This window comes from Desulfitobacterium hafniense DCB-2, assembly GCF_000021925.1.
Classification (GTDB): Bacteria; Bacillota; Desulfitobacteriia; order Desulfitobacteriales; family Desulfitobacteriaceae; genus Desulfitobacterium; species Desulfitobacterium hafniense.
The window spans coordinates 4,614,981-4,626,700 of sequence record NC_011830.1; the positions used below are offsets into that span (position 1 = coordinate 4,614,981).

The following is an 11,720-nucleotide window of genomic DNA, read 5'->3' on the forward strand; positions in this document are numbered from 1 at the left end:
AGGCAAAGTGCCGACAGCCCTTGTACACTCACAGACCAATACTATCTGCTATACCAATAATACGAGGTCCATTGGGTTCTTGCGGGGGCCTTCCCCTCATCCAAATTTTTCTTACCCTCTATAATATTCCTCGTTCTTTCAAGCTTATGTACCGATTGTCTCCGATAATGACATGATCAAGGACTTCGATACCCAGAATCTGCCCCCCATCGGATAATCTACGGGTTACATCAATATCTTCACTACTGGGGGTCGGGTCCCCACTGGGATGATTGTGCAAAAGGATAATCGCATTGGAATTACGCCGGATGGCCTCTTTAAAGCACTCCCGGGGATGTACCAAAGAAGAATTCAAAGAGCCTACGGAAATGGAACTGATCCCCAGCACATGGTTCTTGGTCGATAGACTCACGACCCGGAAATGCTCTCGATCCAGATAGCGCATTTCTTCCATGACCAAATGGGCTATGTCTTGAGGAGAATTGATCACAGGGCGTACCAAGGGATCCGAAGATACTGAACGCCGCCCCAATTCCAATGCCGCCTTTAGTTCAGCCGCTTTAGCCGTTCCCATACCACGATACCGGGTCAACTCATGAACCGTTAAGCGAGCTAATCCTGATAACCCTCCCGTTTCAGTCAAAAGGCGTTCTGAAAAATCCAGGACATTCTCTCCTTTGACCCCAGTCCTCAACAAAATGGCCAGAATTTCCCGATTAGAGAGGGCATCTGCTCCATATTGAAACAACCGTTCACGAGGTAATAATTCCTCAGGTAGATCCTTTAACCGACGGTAATCCATCCTTCACCTCATGCAGGGCGATATCTCCAAGTCCCATCCCCCACACACTCAGCCGCTCTTTAACATACTCCATGGGTAAGCCAATCACATTGCTTAAAGATCCTTCATAATGATCCACTAAATGGCCTCCCAGCCCTTGAATCCCATAGGCTCCCGCTTTATCCACAGGCTCTCCCGTAGCAATATACTCCAGAATCTCCTCATGGGTCAGGGAACGGAAAAAGACTGCCGTACATACCGCACCACATTCCTGGCGCCCTGCTCCATTGACCAAGGCCACTCCAGTGTACACGTAGTGAGTTTGTCCGCTTAATGCGGTCAGCATAGCTTCTGCCTCTTCCTCATCTCTGGGTTTGCCGAGAATCTGCTGGTTTAAGACAACGATGGTATCAGCCCCCAGAATTATATCCTCTCTGCTTCCACCATGATTCAGCCAACGATTCAACCCAGCCTGAGCTTTGCGCAAAGCCAGTCCCTTCACTGCTGATTCGGGGGAAATACCTTGGGGAAGTACTTCAGAAACATCCGCTTCCACTCGTATAAAGGAAAAGCCCTCTGCTTCCAGAAGCATTGCCCTGCGGGGAGAAGCTGAAGCCAGTACGAGCATTCTACCACTTCCTAGCCAGATAGTAACCAACCATTGCCCCTAAAACCGTAGCAACGGTGATATTCAGACGAAATCCAAATGAAAAGGTGATAAAAAAGAAGTCTAAATAGGTATGTGAAGGGAAATCAATGACGGCTGGGCGCAGAAAAGGTGCCAAGAAAGAGATCTTTTCGAACCCATAGCCTATTAATGTCCCAATAGCCCCTCCTGACAAGATAAGAAGTAGGGTGCGACCCGCTCCTGAATTAGTTCGACCTGCCGGCATAGTTTGCCCCCTTTCACCCATAGAAATGTAGCCAGGGCATGTTGCACCTGGCTGGTTTTTCGACACTTTTTAGTTTAGCATCTCACCTACTAATACGCAAGGGGACTAAAGGTCAAAAATATTAACTTAATATTAACAATTTACCATTAATGACCACGGGGAAGCACTCCCTTAAGCAACTCCGAGCCGCTGATACCCGGATTGGTCATTTCGTGAGGATTTAATATAAGATCCAGCTCCTCGGAGGTCAAAAGTCCTCTTTCCAGGACAATCTCTCTGACAGGACGGCCGTTCACTATGGCTTCCTTGGCGATTCGGGAAGCGACTTCGTATCCTACATGGGGGTTGATTGCGGTGACGACACCGACGCTGTTTTCAACCAGATCCCGACAGCGTTCCACATTAGCGGTTATCCCATCGACACAGCGCTCTTTGAAGACCTTGATCACATTGCGGAGGATATCCAAAGATTGGAGCAGATTGAAGACTACCACAGGCTCCATCACATTGAGTTCCAGCTGCCCCGCTCCACAGGCTAAGGCAATGGTAAAATCATTTCCCTGTACCTGGAAGGATACCTGGTTGACCACCTCAGCCATGACGGGATTGACTTTCCCGGGCATAATAGAAGACCCCGGCTGCATAGCAGGAAGATTAATTTCCCCAAAGCCCGTTCTGGGCCCAGAGGCCATCAGCCGCAGATCATTGGCGATCTTAGAGAGGTTAACGGCCAGGGTCTTAAGAGCACCCGACACCTCCAAAAAGGCATCCGTGTTCTGTGTCGCATCTACCAGATTATCCGCTCGCAATAACGGCAACCCGGTAACCTTCCTCAGATTCTCAGAAACTTCCTCAATATAAATCGGATCAGCATTCAGCCCGGTACCTACAGCTGTTGCACCCATATTAATACTATGTAAGGACTTCGCTGCTTCAGTGATCCTGCGCAGATCTCTCTCCAGCATTTGTCCATAGGCGGCGAATTCCTGCCCTAAGCGAATAGGAACCGCATCCTGAAGATGGGTTCTCCCCATCTTGATGACTCCGTCAAACTCCCTGGCCTTCTCTTGAAAAGCACTCTTCAACTCATTTAAGGCATGAAGAAGATCGTCTGCTACATTAAGACAGGCAATACGGATGGCTGTGGGAAATACATCATTGGTGCTCTGCGCCATGTTAACATGAACATTGGGATGAACCCGGGAGTAATCCCCTTTTCGCCCTCCCAAAATCTCAATAGCCCGGTTAGCAATCACTTCATTAGCATTCATATTAATCGAGGTTCCTGCTCCTCCTTGAATGACATCAACCACAAAATGGTCATTAAAGGCACCCTCGGCCACTTCCAGAGATGCTTTAATTACAGCCTCGCCGATCTCGTGGTTCAAGGAACCGATGTCCATATTGGCTTGAGCGGCAGCAGCCTTCACCAAACCCAATCCCCGGATTAATTCATGGTGTGGGCGATATCCCGTAATCGGGAAGTTTTCACGAGCTCTTAAGGTCTGTATTCCATAATAGACGTCTTCCGGTACTTCCATAACTCCGAGCAAGTCCTTTTCCTTGCGCACCATATCACCTCTTTACGAATTAATTGTCTAAAAAATATAACCATAACGATAAGGAAAAAGTAAGACACTGCTGCCTTACTTTTCGCAAATCTTCATTTTATATTCTCTTTGACATCATTTTCTATGCATAAGCCTACAAGGTGGGTTCCGCTTAAGCGCGACGGGTTCCCACGTTAAAGGTCAGCACTTCCAGATTGACCGCCAAGTCTACATTTCTAAGTTCAACTTCCGGCGGGACATTAAGTACCACAGGAGCAAAGTTAAGAATAGCCTGTACTCCGGCACTAATAAGCTTATCGGCGATTTCCTGAGCATAGGGAGACGGCACGGAAATAATACCGATCTGAGTCTTATTGGCCTTGGCAACTTCCTCCAGCCTGTCCACAGGCAACACTTCAACGCCATTAACAGTGGTTCCAATTTTTTGCGGATCATTATCAAAGATGCTCGTGATAATGAAGCCACGCTCACGGAAACCTTTGTATGTGGTCAAAGCTAAACCTAAGTTGCCCATACCGACCAGGCATACGCTCCAATCCTGGCTTAAGCCAAGAATCTTCAGAATATGGCGATGCAAGTCTTTAACATTATAACCCACACCACGCGTTCCAAATTCACCAAAGTAAGCTAAATCTTTTCGAACTTGAGCCGGACTCACTCCAACTCCCTCTGCAATATCGCCAGAAGATATTGTAACGATTCCTTTACGATCCACATCCGTTAAATGACGTGAATAAACGGAAAGACGAATAATCGTTGCCTCTGGGATTTTTAGTGTTTTCAAGCTAATCCCCCGTTTCAATTTCCTTTAATTTTAAATGATAACAATAATTAGCGTAAGTACATTATATCACTAAGTTGTCAGGTTAACAAACAAATTTACAGCCTTTTTAAGTTTTTTAAATAAATTAATTGAGATTTTGTTCTAATACACGTCTATTTTTGAAGGCTTGCCAAGGTATTGAGATATTCACCATAGAGGTTCAATGACATCATTTTTCGCAGATCCACCGACAGAGTTCGCTCGGCCTGAATAGATAATCTTGAAGCCTCCTGCAAATGGGTCAAGGCATGTGGTGTCGACGCCATAAGGTTCTCAAGTTCTGAAAGCATGCTTTCTCTGGCATGATAAGGTGTCTTCAAAAAGGCATTAACCTTCTCAAGAACCTGGGCCGTCTGAATTGCCCCCGTGCCACGAATGCGAAAAGCGCGTTCAGGACTAATGACTGATTTTGGAATAGAAGCAACTCCACCTTCTTTCAATAATTCTTGAATAGGAAGTACCTCCTCTTTCGAATAGGCCAGACCCACCCCAACAATAAATGGATCTCTGGAGATGATTTGAGCATCCCAGCCTAACTGCCCCAATTGCTCTTTTTCCTTGAGAGCATTGGTTTCGGAGTTAAATACTCCCGTTTGACATGTCCAGAACTCTATTTCGTCCAAAGTCAGAAGAAACTCGTTCTGATCCACAGAACTAGAGGAAGGTATGCCAGGACCTTTAGGTTGTGTGACTAACTTAACATAAGTATACCCAAAAAACCAGGTTATCCATACAATGACAGCACAACCAATTAGTCCTATTCCCTTATTAATCCAGGGATTATATTTATACATACTATCATCCTCCATAATAGCTGTCAACGTCTTTAATCACACAAAAGCACTCAACTCAGGGATATTAACAAAAAATTCATATTTCTCTCGGACAACCCAAGCTAGTATCACTTTATGTGTAAAGTATGCTGATCATGCCTATTAATGAGGCTTGTGCTCAAAAATCAAAACCTTCCTAATTTATAATGTATTTACAATATATCACAAATTATTAATAGGTAGTTAACTTTTTATTAATATTTTAAAACAATTAATAATCATTAATAATAAGAGGGACCTTGCGGTCCCTTTAAAGGCTATACTAATCAACAGCCTTCTATAGTACTAATGTTACAAGTTTATACATTAAAAATGAAGTTAAAGCCGATGTGGGAATCGTTACCACCCAGGCTACGAGCATTTGCTGAGCTACTCCCCAGCGCACAGCGGATATGCGTTTGGCACTCCCTACACCCATGATGGACCCGGAAACGACATGAGTCGTCGATACCGGTAGATGCAAACCGGGAAAAGCTGTAGCGGTCCAAATGACGATAGAAGATGTCAAATCTGCGGCAAATCCATTGATGGGCTCCAGCTTAAAGATCTTGCCGCCCATGGTCCGGATAATCTTCCATCCCCCTGCGGCGGTACCTAAAGCCATCGCCATAGCACAAGCAAATTTTACCCATAAAGCCGGATTAAGATTGGCTGGATCTTGCAGACCTGACGCTATAAGGGCCATAGTAATAATACCCATAGATTTTTGAGCATCATTGGAACCATGATTAAAGGCCAGCAGCCCGGCAGAAAGCACCTGCATCTTGCGAAACCCTTGGTTGACTTTGGAAGGTGCAACCTTCCCGAAGATAAAATATAAAGTTTTCATTATAATAAAACCTAAAATAATACCAATAATGGGGGAAACCAATAAGGCGGCAATTATCTTCAGTATCCCTTGAACCTGCAGCACTCCGAAGCCCACTTTAGATACAGCGGCACCAATCATTCCTCCGATAATAGCATGGGAAGAACTGCTGGGAATTCCAAAGTACCAAGTGGCTAAGTTCCAAAATATCGCTCCGATGAGAGCGGCGATGACCAGTTCCTGAGTAACAAAATCAGGATTGACGATATCTTTGGCAATAGTTTGGGCTACTCCTGTACTCACCAGTGCTCCAGCAAAATTAAGTATGGCAGCAATAACGATGGCCCTTTTGGGAGTGAGGGCACGAGTAGACACACTTGTCGCAATAGCGTTAGCCGTATCGTGGAAACCGTTAATGTAATCAAAAGCCAGCGCGAAAAATACGACGACTATGAGTAACGCACTGGAACTAATCATACTTCAATACAACTCCTTTGAGGAGGTCTGCGATTTCCTCACACTGATCCAGTGTGTTCTCTAAATGTTCAAGGATTTCTTTCCACTTAATGATCTCGATAGCATCCTTCTCCTGCTCAAACAGCCTGGCCACTTCCTGGCGATATAAGCTATCTCCCACGGATTCAAGCCGATAGACCTCTTCTGTCGCCGCCAGAATTTCGCTCTTTTTAAAGTGAATGCTGTTCAAGCAGCAAAAAGCAGTCTTCAGTTGCTCTGTAGCTTTGACAATGGTACGAACGATTTCCTGAGCTCCGATGGAAGGTTTTTTCGTATGGTAAAGAACCATGCGCTCTACTGCACCTTGACTTAAATCCACAATGTCGTCGAGGTTTTGGGCTAGGGTATAGATATCTTCACGATCCAACGGAGTGATCAGGGTCGAATTCAAACGATCCACAATCTCCGTGGTAATTTTGTCCGCACGATGCTCGAGATCATGCATCATTTCAGCCTCTGCATCAGAGACAGAATTCTGGCAGATCAGCCCTTCAAGCTTCTTCGTCGTGGTGCAGGCTACTTCAGCACTTTCTCTGAACAAGGCATAAAATTTGTCTTCTTTTGAAGATATACCAAACATGCTCTTTCCTCCAGTCGTTTTGCATGGAATTCCTGTAGTATTGTAGCAAATTTCTTAACCCCTTTTGTTAAGTTTCTGTTAAGTTTTTTACATAAGCGTAATAAAACTTGACTATTGCTTGTATAAGTTCTCTCTATCCTTTGCGCAAAACATCCAATAAAGCCTGCCTTGCCTCCGCAATCATATAGAGAGACCCCGTGACACATAGCATATCCTCTTTATCCAATCGTCTAAAAGCTTCTTCAACTGCCAGACGGGGCTCTTCAATGGTCAGGACAGGCTTCCCTTTTTCCTTGACTAATTCATGGAGATACTCCCAGTTTCCGGACCTCGGGGAATTGGGCTTGGTAATAATCACCTCATCAGCTAAAGGAACAAGGATGTCCACAACCTTTTCCCGCTCCTTATCTCCCAGCATACCAAGACAGAGCACCAGGCGCTGACGCTGAAAAATGTTCAAAGCCTTCGCCAAGGCATGGGCTCCATCCACATTATGGGCTCCATCGATCAGCACCTTCGGTTTCAGAGAAAGCAACTCCAAGCGGCCAGGCCAAACTGCTTTACGAAGCCCTTCATAAATATTTCTGCGCTCCAGATTCATTCCGTATTCGAATTTCAAAAGCTCACAAACTGTCACAGCGGTGGCAGCATTAACCACTTGATGCTCTCCGACAAGACGTAAGCGCAGTTTGTTATAGGCTCCCCGCAGCCCAGCCAAATCAAATTCCTGCTCCAGTTCCCCGCTCCATCGGATCTCCCAGCGCACATCGTCGCCCACCACCCATAAAGGAGAGTTCATTTCCTGTGCCTTCTTGCGTATGACATTTAAAACCTCAGGGCGATCAGCCGCCGTTACGGTAATCGCACCTGCTTTGATAATTCCGGCCTTTACTCCGGCAATCTCTTCATAGGTTTCACCCAGATAATCCATATGATCCATACCCACATTGGTTATCACCGAAATCAAGGGCTTAACCACATTCGTAGAATCAATCGCCCCACCCAAACCAACCTCCAGGAGAACCAAGTCCACTTTCTGGTCGGCAAAATACATCAAGGCCATGGCCGTATTCACTTCAAACTCTGTAGGATGCTCCACACCCTTTTGTACAAGTTCCTCCAAATGGGGACGGAGAATCTGAATCAGGCGGGTAACTTCCCCTTTCGGAATCATCTCACCATTAATGGTTATCCTCTCCCGATAATCATGAAGATGAGGAGATGTAAACACCCCTACCCGATATCCGGCATCTTCAAGGATTTCCGCCGTCATCATGGTAGTCGAGCCTTTGCCATTGGTTCCTCCGATATGAACGACCCTGAGACGCTCTTCCGGGTTACCCATACGTTTCAGCAACTCCTCAATCCGACCCAATCCAAAGTTCATGCCAAATTTCGTGAGGCTCACCAGATAATCCTTGGCTTCCTGGTATTGCTGCTCCACAGAAGACACCTCTTGCAGTTCTCCCTTTAATTCATGTTCAGTTATCCCGTTCATCTCCCTATTCCCCACTTCTATGTCCTCCTTTGAATCTTTCTATTGCTGATATGACTCTCTTCATCCATCTTTAAGCGCAGGGGTACATGGTTATTATGCACATCTCTGCTATGCGATAATTCCCTATAAAGAGTGGTTTTCCTGCAATTTGCGCGGAAGATTTTCAAGCTGGGCGAGAAGGTTGGAGAAACGTTGTCTCCAGGATTTTGTTTTTACAAAAGGGAACGTCTTCCGAGCGAGCAGCTAGCCGTTCTACGCGAAAAGTTTTCGGCGGAGAAAGGTTGGAAACAGTACGTTTCCAACCCGCTATGAGGCAGGAGCCGATTTAGCGGGGCACCTTTCGTAGCCGGAAACTTGAGCGTTAGAACGGCTGCGCGCAGCTTGTTAAGTGACCGATGTAAAACAAAATCCTGGAGACAGCACCCCCACTAGCAACCTCATGTACCAAGCAAAGCAAAGGCATACCAACTTCATAGAAGTCGGCATGCCTTTCCATTTCACACTATTCTCCTCGCTTAAAGCCCCTAAAGAGAGCCCCAACCGAAGCCTTACGCCTCTTTCAACTCTGCCAGGCGAACCTTCAGCGCTGCGATCCGCCCATTGATCCCTTCCAGCTTTTCCCGCTCTTTAGCCACTACTTGTTCCGGAGCTTTTGCTACAAAGCCCTGGTTGTTAAGCTTTCCTGCCAAACGGCTTTGTTCCAGCTGGGCCTGGGCAATTTCCTTTTCGACCCGGGCGATTTCTTTGTCCAGATCCAAGAGTCCGCGCAAGGGAAGATAGACTTCCACTCCTTCGAGAACAGCACTGGCAGCCTGGGCAGGCTTAACTTCCAGATTGGAGACGACATCCACAGCGGAACCGCCGGCTAACAGCCGGATACTTTCCCGGCCTGATTCCAGAACCTCAAAAGCAGCCTTCTCAGGTGCGACCAGGATGATTTCAGCTTTTTTGCCTGGCTGAACATTCATCTCCGCCCGGATATTCCGAACCGCTTTGATCACATCCATAATTTGGTTCATCTGTTTCTCAAGGTCATCCTTCCGATAGCCGTTTACCTTGGGCCAGGACTGGATCATAATGCTCTCCCCTGAGATAGGAAGGTTGTGCCAGATTTCCTCCGTAATAAAGGGCATATAGGGGTGGAGCAGTCTCATGGTACCTTCCAGAACTTCCAGAAGGATGGATTGAACCGTATGACGGGCTTCTGGGTGCTCCTTATCATAGAGGCAGCCTTTAGCCAGTTCAATATACCAATCACAGAACTCATTCCAAATAAACTCATAGAGAAGACGGGCTGCTTCACCCAGATCAAACTGTTCCAAGGCCTCCGTTACTTCCCCTGCAGTCTTTTCATAACGGGAAAGAATCCAGCGATCCTCCAGCTTCAGCTGGCCACGGGGGCCTTCCTCATAATCCTGAAGATTTAAAAGCACAAACCGGGAAGCATTCCAAATCTTATTGGCAAAGTTCCGGGTCGCCTCCAGGCGTTCCGGATGAAAACGCAAATCATTGCCCGGAGTGTTGCCTGTAATCAGCATGAAACGCAGGGTATCCGCACCGTATTGGTCAATGACCTCCAAAGGGTCCACTCCATTGCCTAAGGATTTGCTCATCTTCCTGCCTTGAGCATCCAGAACCAGACCATGAATCATGACTTTTTGGAAAGGCACATCCTTCATAAATTCCAGCCCCATGAAGACCATGCGGGCAACCCAGAAAAAGATGATATCCCGTCCGGTGACGAGAACGGAAGTGGGATAGAACTGCTTAAGCTCGGGAGTCTCTTCCGGCCACCCCATAGTTGAGAAAGGCCACAACCCTGAAGAAAACCAGGTATCCAAAACATCGGGATCCTGAACAATATGCTTGGAGCCGCATTCAGGACAGGTCTCCGGATCTTCTTTAGCACAGATCTCCGCCCCGCAATCTTCACAGTACCAGACAGGAATCCGGTGCCCCCACCAAAGCTGACGGGATATACACCAATCCCGGATATTTTCCAGCCAACCCAGATAGATTTTGGCAAAACGCTCGGGCACGAATTCCATGATCCCTTCCCGCACCACTTCCATAGCAGGTTTTGCCAGAGGCTCCATCTTAACAAACCATTGTTTGCTGACCATAGGCTCTACCACTGTGGAGCAGCGATAACATTCCCCTACGGCATGCTGATGGTTATCTACTTTGACCAGCAGGCCCTGAGCCTCAAGATCCTTCACAATCTCTTTCCGGGCGGCATAACGCTCCATTCCTTGATATTTGCCGGCTTGTTCATTCATCTTAGCTTCCCGATCCATAACAGTGATGGAAGGAAGCTGATGGCGCAAGCCCATCTCAAAGTCATTGGGGTCATGAGCCGGAGTGATTTTTACCGCACCTGTCCCAAACTCCCGATCCACATAGTCATCGGCGATAATGGGAATTTCCCGGTTAGTCAGAGGCAGGATAATCGTTTTGCCCAGGAGATGCCGGTATCTCTCATCTTCCGGATGAACGGCCACCGCAGTATCTCCCAGCATGGTTTCCGGACGTGTGGTGGCTACCACCAAAACCTCGTCACTGTCTTTGACTGGATAGCGAAGGTGCCAAAGATGCCCTTCCCGATCCACATGCTCCACTTCAATATCAGAAATGGTGGTATGGCAATGAGGACACCAATTAACAATATAATTGCCCCGGTAGATCAAACCCTTATGATAAAGATCCACAAAGACTTCACGTACAGCCTCAGAGCATCCTTCATCCATAGTGAAGCGCTCCCGGGACCAATCACAGGAGGCACCCAGCCGGCGCAGCTGCTGAGTAATGCGTCCTCCATATTCTTTTTTCCAGTCCCAAACTCTATCCAGGAATTTCTCACGGCCCAGAGCCTGCCGGTTGGTTCCTTCCTTGGCCAACTGCTCTTCCACCTTGGCCTGAGTGGCGATACCCGCGTGATCCGTGCCGGGGAGCCATAAGGTATTGTAGCCCTGCATCCGTTTGAAGCGGGTAAGGATATCCTGGATCGTACTATCGATGGCATGGCCAAGATGAAGGGCTCCGGTCACATTCGGCGGGGGCATGACGATGCTGAAAGGCTCCTTAGCATCATCCACATCCGCGTGAAAGTATCCTTTCTCCTCCCAGTAGGGATACCATTTTCCCTCAACCTGGCTTGGGTCATATACCTTTTCCATTTTAAAATCCTCCGCCATGTATAAGCGCTCCTTTCAGAATTATACAGATTCATTCATTGCCTTAAAACCAAAAAAGCCCTCCATCCCCTAAAGGACGAAGAACTCGCGGTACCACCTTTTTTCAAGAACCCCGCTTATAAGCAAAGCTCTTGCACTTTATTGCGATAACGGGCAAACCGTCAAGGATTACTCTATTCATCCCCGCCCCTCCTGCACGACCCAAAGCCTCCAAACGGAAAAG

Annotated in this window: 10 protein-coding genes and 1 other annotated feature (1 of these 11 only partly in view); all 10 genes read right to left on the reverse strand. The window is 47.1% G+C overall.

What is annotated here, in order from left to right; all coding sequences use genetic code 11:
- Positions 1-118 precede the first annotated feature (118 nt).
- Positions 119-802, reverse strand: coding sequence for a RadC family protein (gene radC / locus DHAF_RS21735; RefSeq protein WP_005816793.1), 684 nt, complete (start codon positions 800-802; stop codon positions 119-121).
- Positions 771-1,409, reverse strand: coding sequence for a Maf family protein (locus tag DHAF_RS21740; protein WP_005816795.1), 639 nt, complete (start codon positions 1,407-1,409; stop codon positions 771-773). The genes radC and DHAF_RS21740 overlap by 32 nt, the downstream gene beginning before the upstream one ends.
- Before the next feature lies 1 nt (position 1,410).
- Positions 1,411-1,674 carry a DUF4321 domain-containing protein gene (locus DHAF_RS21745; protein ID WP_015945175.1) on the reverse strand — a complete coding sequence of 88 codons (264 nt, stop codon included), beginning with the start codon at positions 1,672-1,674 and terminating at the stop codon, positions 1,411-1,413.
- Positions 1,675-1,820: 146 nt separating this feature from the next.
- Positions 1,821-3,248, reverse strand: coding sequence for an aspartate ammonia-lyase (gene aspA, locus DHAF_RS21750; RefSeq protein WP_005816798.1), 1,428 nt, complete (start codon positions 3,246-3,248; stop codon positions 1,821-1,823).
- Between the two features lie 148 nt (positions 3,249-3,396).
- A complete protein-coding gene (locus tag DHAF_RS21755; protein ID WP_015945177.1) occupies positions 3,397-4,029 on the reverse strand; it encodes a redox-sensing transcriptional repressor Rex in 633 nt (210 codons plus the stop codon).
- Positions 4,030-4,181: 152 nt separating this feature from the next.
- On the reverse strand, positions 4,182-4,862 hold the full coding sequence (locus DHAF_RS21760) for an SPOR domain-containing protein (RefSeq protein ID WP_015945178.1): 681 nt from the start codon (positions 4,860-4,862) through the stop codon (positions 4,182-4,184).
- Between the two features lie 316 nt (positions 4,863-5,178).
- On the reverse strand, positions 5,179-6,186 hold the full coding sequence (locus DHAF_RS21765; protein WP_005816804.1) for an inorganic phosphate transporter: 1,008 nt from the start codon (positions 6,184-6,186) through the stop codon (positions 5,179-5,181).
- Entirely contained in the window at positions 6,179-6,805 is a 627-nt protein-coding gene (locus DHAF_RS21770; protein WP_005816806.1) for a DUF47 domain-containing protein, read from the reverse strand. Before DHAF_RS21770 ends, DHAF_RS21765 begins: the two co-directional genes overlap by 8 nt.
- 133 nt (positions 6,806-6,938) lie before the next feature.
- Entirely contained in the window at positions 6,939-8,318 is a 1,380-nt protein-coding gene (locus tag DHAF_RS21775; protein WP_015945179.1) for a bifunctional folylpolyglutamate synthase/dihydrofolate synthase, read from the reverse strand.
- 533 nt (positions 8,319-8,851) lie between these two features.
- On the reverse strand, positions 8,852-11,497 hold the full coding sequence (locus DHAF_RS21780) for a valine--tRNA ligase (RefSeq protein WP_015945180.1): 2,646 nt from the start codon (positions 11,495-11,497) through the stop codon (positions 8,852-8,854).
- 69 nt (positions 11,498-11,566) lie between these two features.
- Positions 11,567-11,720 (reverse strand) — a binding site (T-box leader); it runs 66 nt beyond the window's last position.